The sequence below is a fragment of the Archaeoglobus sp. UBA230 genome (assembly GCA_002507545.1).
Taxonomy (GTDB): Archaea; Halobacteriota; Archaeoglobi; order Archaeoglobales; family Archaeoglobaceae; genus Archaeoglobus.
This window is the reverse complement of sequence record DAVR01000019.1, coordinates 16,553-36,031: the sequence shown is the minus strand read 5'-3', so window position 1 is coordinate 36,031 and position 19,479 is coordinate 16,553. Positions and strand designations below refer to the sequence as shown.

At 45.2% G+C, this 19,479-nt stretch carries 20 protein-coding genes; 10 read left to right on the top strand and 10 right to left on the bottom strand.

Features of this window, described 5'->3' with window-relative positions; all coding sequences use genetic code 11:
* Window positions 1-35: 35 nt before the first annotated feature.
* Window positions 36-368 carry a hypothetical protein gene (locus tag BP688_RS05055; protein WP_290596933.1) on the top strand — a complete coding sequence of 111 codons (333 nt, stop codon included), beginning with the start codon at window positions 36-38 and terminating at the stop codon, window positions 366-368.
* Here the strand turns inward: BP688_RS05055 and BP688_RS05050 are convergent.
* The 3 genes from BP688_RS05050 to BP688_RS05040 are packed head-to-tail and all read right to left on the bottom strand — an operon-like array spanning window position 349 to window position 1,172.
* Window positions 349-699, bottom strand: coding sequence for a prefoldin subunit beta (locus tag BP688_RS05050; RefSeq protein WP_290596934.1), 351 nt, complete (start codon window positions 697-699; stop codon window positions 349-351). The genes BP688_RS05055 and BP688_RS05050 overlap by 20 nt on opposite strands.
* Window positions 692-916 carry a KEOPS complex subunit Pcc1 gene (locus tag BP688_RS05045; RefSeq protein ID WP_290596935.1) on the bottom strand — a complete coding sequence of 75 codons (225 nt, stop codon included), beginning with the start codon at window positions 914-916 and terminating at the stop codon, window positions 692-694. Before BP688_RS05045 ends, BP688_RS05050 begins: the two co-directional genes overlap by 8 nt.
* A 46-nt stretch (window positions 917-962) precedes the next feature.
* On the bottom strand, window positions 963-1,172 hold the full coding sequence (locus tag BP688_RS05040) for a hypothetical protein (RefSeq protein ID WP_290596936.1): 210 nt from the start codon (window positions 1,170-1,172) through the stop codon (window positions 963-965).
* 448 nt (window positions 1,173-1,620) lie between these two features.
* Between BP688_RS05040 and BP688_RS05035 the strand changes: the two genes are divergently transcribed.
* The 3 genes from BP688_RS05035 to cysC are packed head-to-tail and all read left to right on the top strand — an operon-like array spanning window position 1,621 to window position 3,712.
* Window positions 1,621-1,836, top strand: coding sequence for a CopG family transcriptional regulator (locus BP688_RS05035; RefSeq protein WP_290624019.1), 216 nt, complete (start codon window positions 1,621-1,623; stop codon window positions 1,834-1,836).
* 2 nt (window positions 1,837-1,838) lie between these two features.
* Window positions 1,839-3,197, top strand: coding sequence for an alkaline phosphatase family protein (locus BP688_RS05030; RefSeq protein ID WP_290596937.1), 1,359 nt, complete (start codon window positions 1,839-1,841; stop codon window positions 3,195-3,197).
* The gene (cysC, locus tag BP688_RS05025; RefSeq protein WP_290596938.1) at window positions 3,194-3,712 is read left to right on the top strand and encodes an adenylyl-sulfate kinase; all 519 of its coding nucleotides are present in this window, start codon (window positions 3,194-3,196) and stop codon (window positions 3,710-3,712) included. The genes BP688_RS05030 and cysC overlap by 4 nt, the downstream gene beginning before the upstream one ends.
* 8 nt (window positions 3,713-3,720) lie before the next feature.
* On the opposite strand, the gene BP688_RS05020 is transcribed toward cysC, so the two are convergent.
* Window positions 3,721-6,408, bottom strand: a complete 2,688-nt coding sequence (locus tag BP688_RS05020; protein ID WP_290596939.1) for a DEAD/DEAH box helicase — start codon at window positions 6,406-6,408, stop codon at window positions 3,721-3,723.
* A gap of 81 nt (window positions 6,409-6,489) precedes the next feature.
* Here BP688_RS05020 and BP688_RS05015 point away from each other — a divergent pair, with 81 nt between their 5' ends.
* The 5 genes from BP688_RS05015 (at window position 6,490) to BP688_RS04995 (ending at window position 11,670) form a co-directional block, all read left to right on the top strand.
* On the top strand, window positions 6,490-6,759 hold the full coding sequence (locus BP688_RS05015) for a DUF4389 domain-containing protein (RefSeq protein WP_290596940.1): 270 nt from the start codon (window positions 6,490-6,492) through the stop codon (window positions 6,757-6,759).
* Between the two features lie 71 nt (window positions 6,760-6,830).
* Entirely contained in the window at window positions 6,831-8,042 is a 1,212-nt protein-coding gene (gene glmU / locus BP688_RS05010; RefSeq protein ID WP_290596941.1) for a bifunctional sugar-1-phosphate nucleotidylyltransferase/acetyltransferase, read from the top strand.
* Between the two features lie 4 nt (window positions 8,043-8,046).
* Window positions 8,047-9,201, top strand: coding sequence for a bifunctional sugar-1-phosphate nucleotidylyltransferase/acetyltransferase (gene glmU, locus BP688_RS05005; RefSeq protein ID WP_290596942.1), 1,155 nt, complete (start codon window positions 8,047-8,049; stop codon window positions 9,199-9,201).
* Between the two features lie 3 nt (window positions 9,202-9,204).
* The gene (gene glmS, locus BP688_RS05000) at window positions 9,205-10,986 is read left to right on the top strand and encodes a glutamine--fructose-6-phosphate transaminase (isomerizing) (RefSeq protein WP_290596943.1); all 1,782 of its coding nucleotides are present in this window, start codon (window positions 9,205-9,207) and stop codon (window positions 10,984-10,986) included.
* A 36-nt stretch (window positions 10,987-11,022) separates the two neighbouring features.
* Complete coding sequence (locus tag BP688_RS04995; protein WP_290596944.1) at window positions 11,023-11,670, top strand: type 1 glutamine amidotransferase; 648 nt, start codon at window positions 11,023-11,025, stop codon at window positions 11,668-11,670.
* A gap of 7 nt (window positions 11,671-11,677) precedes the next feature.
* Here the strand turns inward: BP688_RS04995 and BP688_RS04990 are convergent, their stop codons facing one another.
* The 3 genes from BP688_RS04990 to argB are packed head-to-tail and all read right to left on the bottom strand — an operon-like array spanning window position 11,678 to window position 14,549.
* On the bottom strand, window positions 11,678-12,910 hold the full coding sequence (locus BP688_RS04990) for an ornithine cyclodeaminase, nickel-pincer nucleotide-dependent (protein ID WP_349681801.1): 1,233 nt from the start codon (window positions 12,908-12,910) through the stop codon (window positions 11,678-11,680).
* 5 nt (window positions 12,911-12,915) lie between these two features.
* Window positions 12,916-13,680 carry a sugar phosphate isomerase/epimerase family protein gene (locus tag BP688_RS04985; RefSeq protein ID WP_290596946.1) on the bottom strand — a complete coding sequence of 255 codons (765 nt, stop codon included), beginning with the start codon at window positions 13,678-13,680 and terminating at the stop codon, window positions 12,916-12,918.
* Window positions 13,677-14,549, bottom strand: coding sequence for an acetylglutamate kinase (gene argB, locus BP688_RS04980; protein ID WP_290596947.1), 873 nt, complete (start codon window positions 14,547-14,549; stop codon window positions 13,677-13,679). Before argB ends, BP688_RS04985 begins: the two co-directional genes overlap by 4 nt.
* 151 nt (window positions 14,550-14,700) lie before the next feature.
* On the opposite strand from argB, the gene BP688_RS04975 reads away from it, so the two are divergent.
* Window positions 14,701-16,629, top strand: coding sequence for an IGHMBP2 family helicase (locus BP688_RS04975; protein ID WP_290624023.1), 1,929 nt, complete (start codon window positions 14,701-14,703; stop codon window positions 16,627-16,629).
* Here BP688_RS04975 and BP688_RS04970 read toward each other — a convergent pair.
* The 3 genes from BP688_RS04970 to BP688_RS04960 are packed head-to-tail and all read right to left on the bottom strand — an operon-like array spanning window position 16,626 to window position 19,449.
* Window positions 16,626-17,336, bottom strand: coding sequence for a branched-chain amino acid ABC transporter ATP-binding protein (locus tag BP688_RS04970; protein WP_290596949.1), 711 nt, complete (start codon window positions 17,334-17,336; stop codon window positions 16,626-16,628). The genes BP688_RS04975 and BP688_RS04970 overlap by 4 nt on opposite strands.
* A complete protein-coding gene (locus BP688_RS04965; RefSeq protein ID WP_290596950.1) occupies window positions 17,302-18,075 on the bottom strand; it encodes an ABC transporter ATP-binding protein in 774 nt (257 codons plus the stop codon). Before BP688_RS04965 ends, BP688_RS04970 begins: the two co-directional genes overlap by 35 nt.
* Before the next feature lie 3 nt (window positions 18,076-18,078).
* The gene (locus BP688_RS04960) at window positions 18,079-19,449 is read right to left on the bottom strand and encodes an ABC transporter substrate-binding protein (protein ID WP_290596951.1); all 1,371 of its coding nucleotides are present in this window, start codon (window positions 19,447-19,449) and stop codon (window positions 18,079-18,081) included.
* Window positions 19,450-19,479 lie beyond the last annotated feature (30 nt).

Here is a 19,479-nt window from a genome sequence, read left to right as displayed (position 1 = left end):
AAAATGAATTTAAAACTGCTTTTATCAGATTGGACATGGGGTTGAAAGAAACGCTGCTTGACCTATACGATATAGCGAATTCCAAAGACTGGAAGCCATGGGAGCTTCAGAGCAGATTGAGGGAGAGTTGTGGGAATGTTATAGCCGTGGGCGATGATCTATCTTTCACTGTAAAGCTGGACAAAAGTTTGAGAGAGAGTGATCTCAGGAGCTTTGGTGGAAGAAAATGCAAAGTACATCCCTTCAAAACTGCTTGGCGATTTAGCAGAGGATTCGTTGCCTTTGAAGGAAAATTTTTGAGGATAAGCAGAAATATTGACAAAAAATTGCTTTCAGAAATCCTCAACGCTATCCTGCCTGAGGACTGAGCATACTCTGGAGCTTCTTCTGCGTTTCTGCAAATCTCTCTCTAAGCTTTTCCTCCTGTCTCTGGAGGGTCTTTATCCTTATCTCGTAGGTTTCCTTTTTCTCAGTTAGCTCCTTTATCACATCTTCTCTCTTCTCCTTAACCAGCACGTTGCCAACTGCCTTGTAAACCGGCGAGTCATCATCTACCTTCTGAAGCTCCTCTAAAGCCTGCTCAGCATCCCTCAGCAATGCTTCAACCTGCGCTCTCTGAGTGATTACAGCCTGTAACTGCTGCTGCAACTGCTGGAGCTGTGCAACCAGATTCTGAACCTGCGGGGGAAGTTCACCCATTTCTCAACACCTCGTTTATCTCTACACACATTTTGATTAGTCGCAGCCAAGAGTTTATGGCTGCTCTTAAATCTGAAACATCCTCAGCTTCAATTTCTAATATCAGCTTTTCTCCAGATTGATAAACCTTTGCCCTGCTTATGGATCTCTTTTCCTCCTGCCTTATGCTTTTAAATATAGCCTCATCAATCCCGTCAATTTTGATCTCAGCTTTCACGTTCGACCTTGGTTTTTGGGTTTTAAAGGTTTAGCTTTGATTTAACTCACTTCCACCCCATGAACTTTTCCGAAAATGGCTCTGAGTTCCACCAGTCTATCTCGTCCATAGTCCACTTTGGATAGCCGGGGTACATTATGTCGTTCATGAAGCTGATCGCTTGCCCCGGATTCTCGTACAACTTTGGAGGATTGTAGTAATAGCTGTTCTTAGCGTCAATGATCCCCGGAGGGTTGTAATGGTTCTTCGTCAGCATTGTAGTCTCAACAGCAATCCGATCACCGTTATCAAGTTCGACTGTATGTGCTTTCGGTGCACAATCTCCGGCAGCCTCGTAGTAGCCTTCCGGAAGAAATGCCTCGCCGCTTATATTATAGTATTATTTTATAGTATTAAGGTGTATAACATGAAAAGAGTAAATTGACACCAGAAGTAAATATTTAATACCCCTTATAATATCCATAATACTTGTTTACGAGATTATATTTAAAAATTTATTTTAAAAATTTATCTGGGTTAAGGGTAAAAGAAAGGGTAAAAGAGTGGGGTAAAGAAGCAGCGGAGTCGGTTGAGCTAAAAAAGCAGCTTAAACGCTAATTTCTGAATCCCTTAAGTTTGAAGCTGGATAGAGTGCAAGTTGGAGGTGGGAATTAACACAATGATGGAACGGCCAAGTTTTTATACTCTCCTGAAACTTTAATACTATGGCGGATGAGGTTGAAGTTAAGATACCAAGAGATGTTTACGATAAAATTGAGGAAAGAATAAGAGACACAGAGTTCAGCTCAGTTGACGAGTATGTAACTTACGTGCTCAGAGAAGTTCTCGCAAGCTTGGAGGAAGAAGAAGAGAAAGTATTTACGGAAGAGGAGGAAGAAAAGGTTAAGGAAAGGCTTAGAGCCCTTGGATATTTGGATTAAGCATGAAACTCCTCGTTGCCGGTCTGGATTCCGCCCCACCTGACTTGCTTTTCAGCAGGTTTATTGATGATTTGCCCAACATAAAGAAGCTCCTGTCAGAATCAATCTACGGCCCGATGAAAAGCAGCATTCCGGCAATAACGATTCCTGCGTGGATGTGCATGGCTACCGGAAAAACACCGGGTGAGCTTGGTCTTTACGGTTTCAGGCACAGAAAGAAGAACGACTACAAAGACATATGGATCGCACACAGCTTAACTGTGAAGGAGAAGACTGTGTGGGACTATCTGGGGGAGAAGGGGTATAAGTCAATAGCCATAGGCATCCCTCCATCGTATCCTCCAAGAAAGATAAACGGGATAATGGTTGGCTGCTTCATTACTCCCGACTCATCCGTTAACTACACCTATCCCCAGAACGTTAAGGGTGAAATTGAGAGGGTTGTTGGGGACTACATTTTCGATGTGGTCTTCAGGAAAGATGAGAGGGATGAAGTTAAAGAGAAGATATGGGAGATGACTGAAAAGCGATTTGAGCTGATCAGACACTTTATCCAGACTCAAGACTGGGATTTACTTTGGTTTGTAGAAATTGGACTTGACAGAATTCATCATGCCTTCTGGAAGTATTTCGATGAAAATCACCATCTGCATGAGCCAAACAGCAGATACAAAAATGTCATCCCCGATTATTACAAGTTGCTGGACAGGGAGCTTGGTAAGACCTTAAAAATGCTCGATGAGGATACAGCAGTGATGATTGTTTCCGATCACGGCATTAAGGCGATGAAGGGTTGCTTTGCCGTCAATCAGTGGATGATTGATGAGGGCTTGCTTAAGGCCGAGTATGGCAATGGAGTTAGGAAATTTGAGCAGCTTAACGTCAAGTGGGACGAAACAATTGCATGGTCGTGGGGTGGGTACTACGCAAGGGTATTTCTAAACGTTAAAGGTAGGGAGAAGAAAGGAGTGGTTAGACTTTCGGAATATGAGAAAATTAGGGATGATGTGGCGGAGAAGATAAAATCCATCAGAGGGCCAGAGGGAGAGAAATGGAGAACTGAGGTTTACTATCCTGAAGAATTATATCCTATCGCTAATGGTGATAAGCCCGATATCATGGTCTACTTCGACAATCTGTCGTGGAGGTCTGCTGGAACAGTGGGCTGGGAATCGTATTACCTGCTGGAAAACGACACCGGTCCAGATGATGCCGTCCACTCTCAATACGGCGTTTTTTCCCTGAAAATGCCCGGTGTAGAGGCTGGTAAGATTGCGGAATGCGAGATATACGATGTTACTCCCACCATACTTAAGATGTTCGGCATTAAAGCGGATTTAATGGGCAGGAGTCTCGTATGAGCTTCGTTATATGGTTAACTGGGCCGAGCGGAGCGGGAAAGACAACTCTCGCTAAGGCGCTCGTTGCAAAACTGCAGTCCATGGGCTACAATGTTGAACACCTCGACGGAGATAAGGTGAGGTCGAAGCTCTATCCTGATCTCGGATTCAGCAAGGAAGAGAGGGAGATGCACAATAAGGTTGTTGTCGAGATGGCGAATTTGCTTGCAAAAAATGGTGTTATTGTTGTCGTTTCTGTGATCTCACCATACCGGGATTGGAGGGAGTTTGCGAGGAGAGAAATCGGCAGGTTTGTGGAGGTTTATCTGAGATGCTCACTTGAGGTGAGGATTAAAAGAGACCCAAAGGGCCTCTATGCCAAGGCGTTGAGGGGAGAGATCAAAGACCTCACAGGTTTTGATGGCGTTTACGAAGAACCGGAAAATCCCGAAGTTGTTCTCGATACCGATAAGATGAGCGTTGAAGAGGAGGTTGATGCAGTCGTAGGGAAGCTCAAGGAGATGGGATATTTGTAAATTTCAAATTAACCCCAAAACTTCCTTGTCCTGACGTAATTTCTCTCAGCCTCGATCAGAGCCTTGAAGAAGTCATCTTCTGTTGGATAAAACCTCGACAGAATTCTTGCTGCAGTATCAGCCCCTATCCCGTAGGTTGAAAGGGCGTAAACAGCCCTCTTTCCATGACCCATAACAAGATTTGCCAGTTTAAAAAGCTCCTCCTTCCTGAACTCTTTGATGTCTCTCCTTGAGTTGAAAACCGCAATCATCCTTGAACCACATCTTATACACTTAAATTGATTGAAATTTTCCACTTTTTCTGTGTAACTCGCCTTGCAGTTTAAACAGTGAATCCTGCAAGTCTCATTCTGGAGCCTTTTCTTGAAGGCCTTCAGTATAGCCTCAGATGATCTGACTGCGAGTATATCTGCAACTCTATGCCTCGATGCCGTGCTAATGGGACTCAGTTCATTGTAAAGGGATATGTCTATTTCTCCGCTTCGTATGTCCTCAAAAATTTTTTCTGCCCTTTCAATATCCATCTTTTCAAGGAAAATCTCTCTGAGTGCTTCTCTGTAAACCGGGGTGTCTCTGAGCTTCAGAACGAGATTCCTCAGGTTGATCCTGCTAAGTTCTTCCTCCTTGTCAATGAGCCCGAACTTCCTCGCAGCATTGATGATTTTCCACTGCATCAATCTGGTATCGAAAACAGCCCTTTCACCCAGAAACTCCACGCTTTCTGGTTCTACAACTTTAAGGACATTCAAAACCTCATCAGGCTTTGCAGGGGATAACTTTATCCGATAGGGATCAATCTCAACTGATACACTACCTCCTCTCCTTGCTGATAGCAGCAGAGCGAGTATTCTACCGATTGACTCGTTAACCTTGTGCCCAAAGCAGGCATTGATGACAGTTACGCCTTCCGAACCGTCTATAACGATGTGGGAGTCGGTTGGAATGGAAAAGCCCTTCTCCATATGTCTGGAGATAACATCAACGACAAATTTTGCGGCATTCTCATTCGTGAATTCTCGGATTGCCTCAACCGCTCCTTTCTCTCCTTTAGTTCTGATATTTCCTGCAATCCAGTTCCTCAGAACTCCGACATCCTGAGCAACCTCAAAGGGCACAGGAATCTCTTCTCCTGCCCATGAGGGAATCTCGCCCTCAACTGCTACTGGTTCAACTTTCACCACATCCTCAACGCTGAGAACTCTCCAGAGTTCTCCCTTCATCGCAAAAATCTCGCCACTGAAGGTTGAGAGAAAACTCTCGTCGAGAGAACCTATTGTTCTGCCGGATGCGACATCAACAACCTTGTATCTTTTTTCATCGGGAATCATCGAGATGTTGCTGTAGAAGTATCTCCTCGTATTTCTCCTTGCCCCGATTTCTCCATCATCGTAGAAGATTTTTCCGATCTTGCCCAGATACTCACAGATTTTCTCAAAATCCTCAAAACTCAGATTTCTATAGGGGTAGGCTTTTCTTATAATTCTGTAAACTTTTTCAGCGTCAATTCTTCCGTATTCGAGAGCTATGGCACATATCTGGTTGGCAAGAACATCAAGGCTGCCGAAGTGTATCTCAGCATCCTCAAGCAACCCTTCCTTAGCCCTTCTGAGTATCACAATAGACTCAAGAATATCGTCGAAGCTGCTTGCCACAATATATCCTCTCGAAACCCTCCCCAAGCCATGTCCGCTCCTCCCAACCCTCTGAACGAGTCTGACAGCCTGTCGCGGGCTGCCGTATTGCACAACCACATCCACATGTCCGATGTCAATTCCGAGTTCCATTGATGACGTGCAGATGAGAGCTTCAAGCTCACCCCTTGCGAACTTATCCTCTGCCTCAACCCTTGCCTCTCTTGAGAGGCTTCCATGATGAACTTCAGCCTTGACGAGCTTTTTCAGCTTTACACCCAGTGCCTCTGCCGTCTGGCGAGTATTCACGAATATCAAAGCCGAACCGTACCTTTTCACAACATCAGCTATGAACTTAAGTTCTGCCGCAATCTCCTTTTCAACCTCAAGCTCATCAGCAATCTCACCATCATATTCAGGCTTTACGACCCATACATCGTATTCCTTCTCAGCTTTCCATTCCACAACCTCTGCATGTGACCCAAGAAATCTCGAAACAACCTCTGGCCTGCTGACCGTCGCTGAGAGGCCTATGGTCTGGAACTTTGCAACCTCTCTCAGCCTCTCGATGGCGATGCTCAGCTGCACGCCTCTCTCGCTGTCTATAATTTCGTGAATCTCGTCTATGATCAAAAACTTAACATTTTTCAGAGCCTTCTTCAGCTTTTTTCCGAGAAAGAGAATCTGGAAGGTCTCAGGTGTTGTGATGAGCACCTGAGGCGGCTTCTTTGACTGCTTTACCCTCACACTTTCTGGTGTGTCACCGTGTCTAACGTCCACTGTTATCCTGAGCATCTCTGTTATCCTCTTTATCCTTCTTAGCATATCTCTGTTCAACGCCCTCAGAGGAGTTATGTAAATGGCAACAATTCCTTCTCTCCAATTCGTCTCGATGATTTTGTCAAAAACGGGAATTAAAGCTGCCTCCGTTTTCCCGCTGCCTGTTGGAGCTACGATAAGCACGTCCTTTCCCGTGACTATCTTTCTGTATGCCTCTCTCTGCAGATCGGTCAGCCTCCTAATTCCTGCAGCCTTCAGTGCATCCATTAGCTCCTTACTAACCATCGCAGAGGTAAGCTTGGTCAAAAGGGAAAATAAATTTTTGGCATCGGCAAAAATTATAAACATTGCACCCATACTGCAAGCATGGGTGAAAGAACGGAAGCTCTCCTAAGAATTCCTCTTGGCCTTTTTTACGGGATAATTCTGGATGTGCTCGGAATAGCTGTGGTTTTTGTCTGGATATTCAATTTCTTCTATACCCTGATTCTCGGAAAAAGACATAAAGGGGTTGTGGAGTTTATGAACGGCTATGTCTCTCTTATGTATCGCGTTTACAGATACATGGCTTTTGCGACAAACGAGAGGCCGAGATTAAACCTTCAGCCCCTTGAGCCATGCGATTTCGAGATGTAAGCAATCTCTCAAAACAGTGAAAAAGGACGAACGATAGTTAACTTTTTAACGATATATGCCATTCTGAATTTGTGCAGGCAGTAATTCTCGCAGCCGGAGAAGGGACGAGAATGCGTCCCCTCACATACACAAAACCGAAGGTAATGCTACCCGTTGCGAACAAGCCAATTCTCGAGCACCTTATAATCGAGCTGAAAAAGGCTGGGATTGATAACTTGATTCTCGTTGTCGGGTACAGAAGTGAGACCATCCGGGGTTATTTTAGTGATGGCAGCAGGTGGGGAGTAAAAATAAAATACATCGAGCAGAGGAGGCAGCTTGGTACAGCAGACGCTCTAAAGTCTGCCACTCATTTGATAAACTCAGACTTTATAATGCTGAATGGAGACAACATTGTGAGTGCAGAGGACATTGCAAAAATTGCTTCCAGTAAAAGGGCTCTGGGAGTTTACAGCGTTCCCAAACCACAGGATTTCGGTGTAGTTGTTGTTGAAGATGGAAAAGTCAAAAGAATAATTGAAAAGCCATCGCAGCCACCAACCAACACCATAAACGCCGGTGTTTACAAGTTCGATACAGCCGTGCTGGACTATCTGGAGAAAACGGGAGTTTCTGAGAGGGGAGAATACGAGGTGACAGACACAATTCAACTTGCCATCAGCGATGGCATTGTGTTTGAGGCTGTAGAGCTAAATCGCTGGATTGACGTGGGCTATCCTTGGGACCTTTTAAGGGCAAACGAGGCCCTTCTGAAGGATGTAAAGCCGGAGATTAAAGGAGAGGTTGAAGACGGTGCTGTTATAAAAGGAAATGTTTTCATTGATGAGGGGAGTGTTGTGATGTCTGGCAGCTACATCATTGGACCCGTGGTTATAGGAAGGAATTGCAGAATTGGTCCGTGCTGCTTCATTCGCCCCTTTACATCAATTGGTGATAACTGTCACATTGGAGCCTTTGTTGAGGTAAAGAATTCAATCGTAATGTCCAACACCAATCTGCCCCATCTCAACTATGTGGGCGATTCGGTGATTGGAGAGGGATGCAACTTTGGTGCGGGAACAAAGGTTGCCAATCTAAGGTTGGATGAGAGGGAGATTAAGGTTCCTGTGAAGGGCAAGATCGTTTCAACGGGTAGAAAAAAGTTTGGGGCAGTGGTGGGCGATGGTGTTAAGACTGGTATAAACGTTTCCATAAATGTAGGAGCGATGGTGGGTAACGATGTCTTTATCGCGCCGGGCAAGGTTGTTGGAGGCACTGTTGAGCCCGGCACCTTTCTGAGGTGATTTTATGCAGGCAGCAGTTCTTGCAGCAGGAGAGGGACAGAGACTGAGGCCATTCACAGTGAACAAACCGAAGGTGATGATAAAGATCGGAAACAAGCCAGTTTTGGAATACGTCATTGAATCTCTCAGAGAGGCTGGAATCAGAGATATCGTTCTGGTTGTGGGATATAGAAGAACCAGAGTTATGGATTATTTTGGAGATGGAAGCAGGTGGAGTGTAAATATAGAATATGCGATTCAGGAAAAGCAGCTCGGGACTGCACATGCACTAAAGCAGGCAGAGAAATTCTTAAGCGACGATTTCGTTGTTGTTTCGGGAGATAATATCTTTGATGCTGAAACTTTAAAGAGGCTTGAAAAGTGGAGCGTAGCATTCAAGAGGGCGGATGAGGTTTCGAAATATGGGGTTCTGGAAGTTGTCGAGGGCAAGGTAAGGAGAGTGGTTGAGAAGCCTGAGAAGCCCATTTCCGCCTTAATTAATACGGGGATTTACAGATTTGGCAGCGAAATTTTTGAATTCATCAATGACATCACTGACATACCCACAGTCATAAACAGAATGACTGAAGCTGGGTATGAATTTTCGGCCGTAGAAGCTGAAAAATGGCTCGATATTGTGTATCCATGGGACATACTGAAAATAAATGAGATTGCAATGGATTTCAGAGGGGTAACAGTTTCTGGCAAAATTGATGACGCTGAAATAGTAGGGGATGTTTCGATAGGGATGAACTCTATCGTAAAGCACGGTGCGTTCATCAGAGATGCTGTGGTTGGTAGAAATTGTGAAATAGGGCAGAATACCATCATTAAAGGCCGAACGTCAATAGGAGACAATGTTAGAATTGGAGCTTTATGTTATATTGAGAATTCCGTTATCGGAGATAATGTTGTAGTCGGTCCTCAATCGTACATCAAAGATTCGGTTATTGACAACGGCTGCGTGATCGGAGCAAAGTTTACGACGATAAGCGATCAGGCTTCGGTAATCGTTGAAGGAGAAGTGCATAAAATCGAAGCAGGGGCGTTCATCGGTGAAAACTGTAGTGTTGGCAGCAATGTTGTAATCGAGGCAGGGAGCATAATTGGTAACAGGTGCAAGATATCTCCCGGCAAGGTAGTCTTTGGAAGAATTCCGGACGACTCGATGGTGGTATAGCCTATGTGTGGAATAGTTGGCTACGTCGGCTTTAGGAATGCTGATGAAGTTGCGATTTCAGCACTGAGAAGACTTGAATACAGGGGTTACGACTCGTGGGGAGTGGCTATCGCGAAAGATGGCGAGATTGTGGTTAAGAAGAATGTTGGAGCTATAGGGGACATCAAAGACTTCAGTCTCGGCGGGGGGAAAATTGGACTGGGACACACAAGATGGGCAACTCACGGAAAACCTTCTGAAATAAACGCCCATCCCCATCTCGACTGCAAGGGCAGAATTGCTGTTGTTCATAACGGGATAATATCCAACTTTAGGAGTCTGAGGGAGAGACTGGAGAATGAAGGGCATACGTTCAGGTCAGAAACGGATACAGAAGTAATTCCGCACCTGATAGAGAGTTGGGTTGAGAGAGGAGAGGACTTTGCCGATGCGGTAATGAAGACCGCCGAAGAGCTTCAGGGATCGTATGCCTTTGTCGCAATGAAGGCGGATGATGCGAGGCTTGTGGCAGTGAGATACAAAAGCCCCCTTGTTCTTGGCGTGGGAGATGGAGAATTCTTTCTGGCGTCTGATATACCGGCAATGCTGGAATACACGAACAGGGTTGTCTATCTCGACGATGGAGAGAGTGTTATTGTCAGTAAAGATGGATACAGAATACTCAAAAATGGTGTTGAAGTCGAGAAGGGGATTGAGATAGTTCCATGGAGCATCGAGGACGCTGAGAAGGGGGGATACGAGCACTTTATGCTGAAGGAAATTCATGAGAATCCGAGGGTTGTTGAAGATACCCTTCTTGAGTATCTGGGAGAGGATATAGAGATAGACAGCAGAATTTTTGCAGGAATATCGGATATCCTGTTTGTTGCATGTGGAACCTCCTTCCACGCATGCCTTATAGGTAAATACCTCATCGAGGAGCTCGCCGGAATTCCGGTGAGGGTGGAGTATGCATCAGAATTCAACTACAGCAATCCTCCTCTGTCCAGAACACTCGTTGTGGGAATAACCCAGAGTGGAGAGACTGCAGATACGCTTGAGGCTATGAGGAAGGCTAAAAAGCTCGGAATGAGAGTTCTTGCGATAACAAATGTTCTCGGGAGTACTGCAACAAGGCTGGCAGACCATGTTATTTACACGAGAGCGGGACCCGAGATAGGAGTTGCTGCTACCAAAACCTTCATCGCTCAGCTAACAGTCCTGTATCTCATTGCAGCCAAGATTTCCAACCTGCCGCCAAAGGAGATAGAGGAGCTTTTGAATGAACTCAGAAGCATTCCGCAGAAGATCAGACAGATACTTGACATGGAGGATGAAATTTCATCCATCTCGGAAACCTTTGCCGGATACGAAAACATGATGTATGTGGGCAGAGGTATTGGCTATCCGATAGCTCTCGAAGGTGCTTTAAAGCTCAAGGAAATTTCCTATATTCACGCCGAGGGCTATCCTGCCGGTGAGCTTAAACATGGTCCATTTGCCCTATTGGGGGAAAAAACGCCAGTGGTTGCATGTATTGTTAGAGATAAAACCTATGACTCAATGCTGGGGAACATCAAGGAGATCAAAGCCAGAGAATCTCCGGTAATCGCAGTTGCGAATGAGGAGGATGACGAGATAGAGAAGTTTGTAGATTATACCATCCGGGTTCCATCAACTAATCCAATTCTAACACCATTAACCTACTCCGTTGCATTACAGCTTTTTGCCTACTATGTCGCAAGATTGCGGGGCTGCGAGATTGATAAGCCAAGAAATCTGGCAAAGAGCGTGACGGTCGAGTGACCGAGAACTTTATATTTTTCCTGCAAAATTCGTAACATGAAGGTTGCAGCGATCAAAAATCATCCGGCAGAGGGGCTTGGCTACTTTGAGGAAGTTTTTGGAAACAGGGGTATTGATTACTATTACGTTGAGGCATACAGAGAAGCGAGAGTAGGGGAGTTCGACGCTCTTGTAATTCTCGGTGGCCCAATGGGTGTTTACGAGGCAGAGAAGTATCAGTTTCTCAAGTGGGAAATGGACTTGATTAGAGAAAATTATAGAAATAAACCCGTTCTTGGTGTATGCCTTGGAGCACAGCTTATCGCAGCAGCACTCGGTGAGAAAGTTTATCCCTACATCAAGGAGATCGGATGGAGAAAAGTGAAGAAGGTAAGCGACAGATTCCAATTGCCGGATGAGATCGAGGTTTTTCAGTGGCATGGTGATACTTTCGACCTTCCTGCTGGTGCTGAGCTGATCTACGTTGGTGATGAGGTTAAGAATCAGTGCTTTGTCGCGGGAAAGGCAATTGCAATGCAGTTCCACGTAGAGATGACACTTGAGCTTATTGAAAAGTGGATTTCTGATCCAAAAGCGGGATTGAGTGAGGAAGAAAGGAAAAAGATTCTTGAAGAGAGTAGAGAAAAAATTGAGGATCACAACAAGCTGTGTGAGAAATTCGTTGACTTCTTTTTGAAGGTTTAACTTAAACTTAGCCCCTACCTTCCCTCACTTCAAGCTCCTTTATCTTCTCATATAGTAGGGGGAGAAACAAACCAACATCTGTAACAACTCCAATGGCCTGGTGCGTCCCCCTGTCCATGAGCTTTGTGACCGTTGCCGGATTCATGTCAACACAGATCGTTTTCACGGTTGAAGGTAGAAGATTGCCCACAGCGATGCTGTGCAGCATTGTTGCGAGCATTATAACCATGTTTATCCCTCTCAAAGCCCTCTTCATCTCCTTTTTCGCCATCATAACATCCGTTATGACTTCAGGCAGAGGTCCATCATCTCTTATCGATCCTGCGAGGATGAAGGGAACGTTCCTTTTCACACACTCATACATTATTCCGTCCTTAACTATTCCCTTCTCCACAGCCTTCTTTATACCTCCAGCAGCGATAATCTTGCTTATCGTATAAAGATGGTGTCTGTTCCCTCCTGGCACAGGTCTGCCCCTACTCACATCCATACCGAGAGATGTTCCGAAGATTGAGATTTCTATATCGTGAACGGCAAGAGCATTGCCCGACAGCAGCAAATCAACATAGCCGTCTCTTATCATGGCTGCAAGTGCATCTCTTGCGGAGGTGTGGTCAATTGCCGGTCCAGCTACGACAGCGATCTTACCACCGCTGAGTTTGAGATCGTAGATTTCCTTTGCGATTGCCTCTATCATTCTCTCAGTCGGTCTCTCCGAAGACACTCTACCTCCCATGAACTCGAAATATGTGGACTTCCTCGGCCTCTCAGGTGGGACTACCCTCACACCTTTTTCGCCAACAACAACCAAATCTCCCTTAACTACTTCATCTATGGGCACACAATAGGCTTTACCATCCCTTATCACGATTACCCTGTCCATACCTATGTCCTCAACCTCAAGCCACTCTCCCTGATACCTAACAAAGGTTGGATGATTTGTTGTAACATAGAACCCATCTGGCAGAACTTTATCTGCCGGTGCTTTTGCAACCTCAACCTCCTCAACCTCGATTACTCTCGCGCCTATTCTGTGCAACTCCTTCAGAATTTGGTCAAGGTGAGCATCATCTTTACCAAAAACTATCATTCTCGCGTAACTGTGATCCTGCTTTTTCTTTCCAATCCTGAACTCTAATATCTCGAACTCACCTTCGAGATCGAGTATGGTGTCGAGAGCCTTGGGTAGTATCATCGAATCAATCAGATGCCCTTCAAACTCAAGCTCCTTAGCCTTCACAACCATCACCCCACATACTTAGAGATGTAATCTTTACTTTCGAGTATCGCATTTTCCTCCCTCGTCTCAATGGTTAAAAAACCTACGTACTCATTAAGTCTGAATTTTCCAAGATCAACATTTCCTCTGCCCATGGCAAGATGCAAGTCCCTTTTACCGTCATTGTCGTGTAGATGCATGTTGACAACTCTCTCAAAGTTCTCCATAAAGAAGGGATTCTCCCGAATGTTGTAGTGCCCCACATCAATCGTCAGACCGAGATCGGTTGACTCAAGAATATCTGTTAGCGCTCTCTCAAGTCCATCCTCTATCAAAATCGTGTTCTCCAGTGCAAGGGTTACCGGGCAGGATTCGACGAAGGGCTTGAATTCCGTCAGCAAAACCGTCTCATTATGTTTGTCGAAAAGTGATTTATTAAAGTAGAACTGGCCATTGCTGATGAACGCCGGATTCCAGCCTATGTGAAAGGTCACCACTTCAGCACCGCATTTATCTGCGAAATAACATACTTTCCTCATCTCCTCGTAACTCGCTTTCCTCATGTCCTCGCTGAGAGAGATAAAATTCGTGCTTGTTGCAGGAGCGTGAATGAGCAAATCGAGATCGTAACTCCACTTAAGCTCAATTACCTCTACATAGCTCAGATTTTTGAGGGAATAAAGAGGATGGTCCATTAGTATTTCGACATGTGTAAAACCATTGTTTGCAGCAAATTCAAAGGCCTCTTTCGGGCTGTGCCTAACATCAGGTTGAATTCCAAGCTTGTTCACGGTTCCACCATCGTCCCTATGCCCTCTTTTGTGAAAAGTTCGATAAGTATCGAATGAGGCTTGGAGCCGTCAATTATGTGGGCTTTTTCCACTCCATTCTTGAGTGCCCTCACAATCGCCTCGAATTTTGGTATCATTCCTCCCTTCAGCACACCGCTGCTCCGCATGTCCTCAAGTTCGGAAAGGGTGATCCGAGAAATCAACGAGCCTTTATCTTCGGGGTCTTTAAGAATTCCCGGAACATCTGTGAGCATTATGAGCTTTTTTGCCTTCAATGCTGCAGCAATCTCGCCAGCAACTATGTCCGCGTTAAGGTTGTATGTATTACCCATAAGATCGGTTGCAACAGGGGAAACTACGGGAATGAACCCATACTCAAGCAAAATTCTCAGAATATCTGGATTTATGTATTCAGTTTCACCAACAAAACCGAGATCAACAATTATCTCTTCCTCTCCCTTTCTCATTCTCATCTCCTTTTTTTTCGCAACGACAAGCAACCCATCTTTTCCGCTCAATCCTACAGCTTTTCCACCGTTCCTTATGAATGTTGTGACGATTTTGGAGTTAACTTTTCCATCAAGAACCATCTCAACGACTTCCATCGTTTCCCTATCAGTCACTCTCAAACCCTCGACGAACTTTGGCTGCAATCCGAGTTTCTCCATTTTCTCTGAGATTTCAGGACCGCCACCGTGAACCACTACTGGCTTGATGCCAACAAAATATAGGAGGACTATATCCTTTATCGTTTCTTCCAGAACCTTATCATCCACCATCGCATGACCGCCAATCTTTATAACCATCGTGGTTCCGTGAAAATCCTTTATGTATGGCAGAGCTTCAATCAGCAGCTCAACATTTTCCATGCCGATTCTCTCAAGCATGGGGTACTTAAGGGTTATCAGATCGGTTAGCGTCCACTACCTACTCCAGCCTGCAGAAGCTCTGTTCGACTAAAAGCTTGATTTCTCTGCTGATGCCATGCCAAGGATAATAAAGCTGCTGTGATTATTCTGGATGGTGAAAGTTGAAAAGTTCCGAAAGAGGCTAATTGATCTTACAGAAATTGAAAGAAGGGCACAGATTGATGCGATGCTCAATGAAATCCGTAGGCTCAGTGGAGAGAAGAGAGAGAAGAAGGGAAGAGCGATTCTTGGCTTGAGAGGGAAGGTTGTGGGTGAGGAGTTCGGATACAAGCTTGTCAGATACGGCAGGAGAAGACTAATCGAGACGGAGATATCTGTAGGAGATGAGGTGCTGATAAGCCGGGGAGATCCGCTGAAAAGTGATCTGAGGGGAGTTGTGGCTGAAAAAGGGTCGAAGTATATCACCGTCGCTCTTGAATCCGTCCCTGACTGGGCTCTTAAAGATGTTAGAATTGACCTCTATGCAAGCGACCTGACCTTCAAAAGGTGGATCGAGAACCTAAACAATCTGAGCGAGAGCGGATTGAGAGCTTTGAAATTTGCTCTCGGAGTGGAGACACCATCTGAAATTGAAGAAGTCAGTTTTGAGCCATTTGACAGTATGCTTAACGCCAGTCAGAGAAAAGCGGTATCTCTCGCTCTCGCAACGGAAGATTTCCTCCTCATTCACGGACCTTTTGGAACTGGTAAGACGAGGACGATAGCCGAGGTGGTCAGGCAACTTGTTAAACGGGGTCAAAAGGTTCTCGTCACCGCTGAAAGCAACACTGCAGTTGACAACCTCGTTGAAATTCTCTCAGACTTGAAAATCGTCAGATTAGGCCATCCGTCGAGGGTTGATGAGGAACTCAAGTGCTTTACACTATCTGCCAAAGTTACTGAGCACGAGCGCTACGTAAAGGTGAAGAAGTTGAAAAATAAAATCGAGAGGTTGGAAGAGGAGATGCAGAGACTTGTCAAACCCTCTCCCGCCATGCGAAGAGGTTTGAGCGATGAAGAAATCCAAAAGCTCGCCAAGACTGGGAAAGGAACGAGAGGGGTTTCAGCAGCAAAAATCAGATCAATGGCAAGATGGATTGAGTTCAGAAAAGAGCTGAATTTACTTTACGACGAGATGAGGAGAATTGAGGATGAGATAGCGATGGATATCGTGGAAGGGAGTGAGGTTGTGCTCGCAACCAACTCATCAGCTTTTCTTGTCGAAGACTCCTTTGACGTGGCTGTTGTAGATGAGGCAAGTCAGGCAACGCTTCCAAGCGTTCTGATACCAATAAACAGGGCTAAAAGATTTATTCTGGCTGGAGATCACAAACAGTTACCCCCAACGGTTGTGAAGGCTCAGGAACTTACCAGAACCCTTTTTGAGATGCTTATTGAGAGATACCCCATCAAATCACAGCTTCTTGAAGTGCAGTACCGGATGAATTCAGCTATAATGGAGTTTCCAAACCGAGAATTTTATGGAGGGAAGATAAAAGCCCACAAAAGCGTTGAAAATATCACTCTCAGAGATTTCAGAATCAAACCTAAGTCAAATGGTTTCTGGCGAGTTCTTGATCCTGATGAGCCGCTCGTCTTTATTGACACCTTTCGCTGCCCTGATAAAGGAGAGGGAAAGCTTGCAGATTCAACATCAAGATATAACGAGCTTGAGTGCAGGATAGTTGAGAGAATTGTTACTGAACTGCTCAGGATGGGGATTAAGAAGGACTGGATCGGGGTGATTACACCCTACGACGATCAGGTTGATTTCCTGCGGAGAAGGGTTGATGTTGAAACGAGCACGGTGGATGGATTTCAGGGCAGGGAAAAGGAGGTGATAATTATCTCCTTCGTCAGAAGTAATCAGAATAAGGAGATTGGGTTCCTCGAAGATTTGAGAAGATTAAATGTCTCATTAACGAGGGCGAAAAGAAAGCTAATAATGGTCGGTGATTCGGAAACTCTCAGCGTTAATGGCACCTACAGAAGACTGGTAGAGCATGTTAAGAGAAAAGGATTTTATTTTAAATACTGTTAATCTAAAATACCCATACAGAGCTTCTCAAACTTCTCGTGCTCCAGCAGGTCATTGGCTTTTCCGCTGAAGGCAACTCTACCGCTGACAAGTAGATAAGCATCGTCACTGATCTCTAAGGCTCTCTGCACGTTCTGTTCCACAAGCAGAATTGTCAGCTTCAGATCATCTCTAAGCTTGACAACTCTGTCGAAGATAAGTTCGGCAAACTTTGGCGCAAGCTGAGCAGTTGGTTCATCAAGCATCAGAACATTTGCCTTTCTCACCAACGCAGTTGCCATTGCGAGCATCTGCCTCTCCCCACCGCTAAGCGTGCCAGCTTTTCTTTTCATGAATCTTTCGAGTTCAGGAAAAATATCCAGAGCAGTATTTATTCTATCTTTGACCTCATCTTTGTCCACGGTATAAGCTGCAATTCTTAGATTTTCCTCAACAGTCAGGTTGGCAAAGACGTTGTCTGTCTGGGGCAGGTAGGCTATCCCCATCTTTGTTCTTGCATGGGGCGGATACTTTGTGATCTCCCCACCGTTGAAAAATACCTTTCCTGAATGGATTGTTGCAAGGCCAAAGATGGATTTTAGCAGTGTTGACTTACCAGAGCCGTTAGGGCCGACTACTGCGGTAATCTTGTTCTTTTCCATCTCCGCATCCACGTCAAAGAGGATATGGAGTTCTTTATACCCCGCATTCAACTTCACTGTCCGAAGCACCGAGATACACCTCCACAACTCTCGGGTTATTCAGTATATCCTCCTCCTTGCCCTCTGCAATCACACTGCCATTGGCCATAACATAGATGTGGTCTGAGTATTTAAGCACTATGTCCAGTCTGTGCTCCACTATGAGAAAGCTTATCCCCATCTTTTTGAGTTCAACGAACCTGTCAAGCATATCATGCGATAGCACTGGGTTAACACCAGCTATCGGTTCATCCATAATGATCAGCTTTGCATCCTTCATCATCGCTCTCGCCACTTCAAGCAGTTTCAGCTGCCCCCCACTCAGGTTTTGAGCTTCTGAATCCCAGAGATGGTCTATCTTTAGAAATTCAAGTATCTTGAAGGCCTTCTCCACTATCTCCTCCTCCTCGTTCATCCATTTTCCAGTAATCGTATTCAGGACACTCTCTCCGTAGCCATCCGGGGCTATCAGCAGATTCTCAAGAACTGTCATCTTTTTCAGTGGTTGAGGAATCTGAAATGTTCTCACTATGCCGAGCTTGCTGATCTCGTAAGGTGGCTTATTTGTTATATCTCTGCCCTCAAAGAAGACCTTTCCCTCGTCGGCCCTGTAAAATCCTGAGACGGTGTTGATGAAAGTCGTTTTTCCGCTCCCGTTTGGACCTATAACAAGGGTTATACTACCCTTCTCTACTCCTATGTTAACCCTGTTTAAGGCTTTAAGACCGTCAAAAAATTTAGAAAGATTTTGAGTTTCAAGAACTTTCATGGTTCACTGCCTTCTCCTTATCAAGTAAGCTCCTGCCAGCACACCCACAACTGCAAGTGCAAACTCGAAACCGGGAGTCCTTTTCTGTTCTGCAGGTGTTGTGGCTGGTGGTGCTGGAGCCTCAGGCTTGTGCGCCCACTCAATCTTGTTATCGTCGAATATCCAAGTTCCCGCTTTATCCCACTTGCACTCTTCGGTGACGTAGTAAATCGCGTAGTCACCACTTGCTCTATCATTCCACTCGTTTAGCTTTATCGTTCCTGTGACAGGATAAACTCCGTATTTACCCTCACTGTAATCAACTGTAACCTGTGGAATCGTTTCAGCCATGGTATCTGCATCGTAACTTCCCTTTTCTTCAATGACCTTGACGTAACTCAACGCCAGAACCCATGCTGCATCATAGGCATTCATTGCATACTGGTAGGGCTCTTCACCAAAGCCCTTCTCCTTGTACTTTGCCTTCAACTCGTCAAAGCTCTTGCCTTTGGACTCGAATAGTGTCGAATATAAACCTACTTTGGATGCGCTGTTGCATACATCAAGTGCTTTGCCGCTCAAAGCCGTTCCATCACACCCAAACCATACGACATTGAGAAGTGGACTGTCACTCTTCGTCTGAGCGAGGATCGTTGCAGCCTCCTCATAGCTGAAGGCTACGACGGCAACCTCAGAAGGCTTGTAAGTCTTCAGAAGTTCAGACACGGATTTCTCCATTTCCGCTATGTATGGTGAGAAGTCCGCGGGTGGTGGGTCTGGGTACTCCACATAACTCTTGACCTCAATCCCTGCTGCATCAAGTTTGGGCTTGATCGTCTCATAGAGACCCTTGCCCCACGCATTTCCAATGTAAGCAATAACAACTGCTTTAATTCCAGCATCTTTGAGTTCAGCTGTTATTGCATCTGTTTGCAGATCATCTGTGCCAACAAACCTGAAGATGTATTTCTTCTCCTCCGGCTTCGTCACGCCGATAAGGCTTGGCAGAGCAGTTGAGGATGGTGAGATTATGATTATCTTGTTTGATGTCACAAAGCTCTTAATGTTGGACACTTCACCACTGCCCATGGGACCTATAACAAGTGTTATGCCCTTTGCATACAGGTCTTGTACCTTCTGAAGGGCAATGTTCGGGTCTACCTTTGTGTCTTCAACGTAAAACTCCACAGTATAGGGCAGATCGTTTGCCTTGAAATACGAGTTTATGTCCTCTTTTGCTATTTCAAGTGTGTTCTTTATGTCTGTTCCGTATGTTGTTAGCGGTCCGGACAGATCTACCAGCACTCCTATCTTTATCTCTTCTGCAGAGACTACAGCCGTGGCCGACAGCAGTGTCAGCACAGCTACCAATACGCACAGTTTCCCGCGAATCATGATATAAAGGAATCGTTAATATTTTAAAAC

Excerpts from the sequence above, each read along its gene's own strand:
- glmS (WP_290596943.1), top strand. The coding sequence starts at position 9,205 with ATGTGTGGAATAGTTGGCTACGTCGGCTTTAGGAATGCTGATGAAGTT.
- BP688_RS05055 (WP_290596933.1), top strand. The coding sequence starts at position 36 with ATGGGGTTGAAAGAAACGCTGCTTGACCTATACGATATAGCGAATTCC.
- BP688_RS05050 (WP_290596934.1), bottom strand. The coding sequence starts at position 699 with ATGGGTGAACTTCCCCCGCAGGTTCAGAATCTGGTTGCACAGCTCCAG.
- BP688_RS05015 (WP_290596940.1), top strand. The coding sequence starts at position 6,490 with ATGGGTGAAAGAACGGAAGCTCTCCTAAGAATTCCTCTTGGCCTTTTT.
- BP688_RS04965 (WP_290596950.1), bottom strand. The coding sequence starts at position 18,075 with ATGAAAGTTCTTGAAACTCAAAATCTTTCTAAATTTTTTGACGGTCTT.
- BP688_RS05035 (WP_290624019.1), top strand. The coding sequence starts at position 1,621 with ATGGCGGATGAGGTTGAAGTTAAGATACCAAGAGATGTTTACGATAAA.
- cysC (WP_290596938.1), top strand. The coding sequence starts at position 3,194 with ATGAGCTTCGTTATATGGTTAACTGGGCCGAGCGGAGCGGGAAAGACA.
- BP688_RS04960 (WP_290596951.1), bottom strand. The coding sequence starts at position 19,449 with ATGATTCGCGGGAAACTGTGCGTATTGGTAGCTGTGCTGACACTGCTG.
- BP688_RS04995 (WP_290596944.1), top strand. The coding sequence starts at position 11,023 with ATGAAGGTTGCAGCGATCAAAAATCATCCGGCAGAGGGGCTTGGCTAC.
- glmU (WP_290596942.1), top strand. The coding sequence starts at position 8,047 with ATGCAGGCAGCAGTTCTTGCAGCAGGAGAGGGACAGAGACTGAGGCCA.
- argB (WP_290596947.1), bottom strand. The coding sequence starts at position 14,549 with ATGGAAAATGTTGAGCTGCTGATTGAAGCTCTGCCATACATAAAGGAT.
- BP688_RS05030 (WP_290596937.1), top strand. The coding sequence starts at position 1,839 with ATGAAACTCCTCGTTGCCGGTCTGGATTCCGCCCCACCTGACTTGCTT.
- BP688_RS05020 (WP_290596939.1), bottom strand. The coding sequence starts at position 6,408 with ATGGTTAGTAAGGAGCTAATGGATGCACTGAAGGCTGCAGGAATTAGG.
- BP688_RS05040 (WP_290596936.1), bottom strand. The coding sequence starts at position 1,172 with ATGCTGACGAAGAACCATTACAACCCTCCGGGGATCATTGACGCTAAG.
- BP688_RS04975 (WP_290624023.1), top strand. The coding sequence starts at position 14,701 with ATGGTGAAAGTTGAAAAGTTCCGAAAGAGGCTAATTGATCTTACAGAA.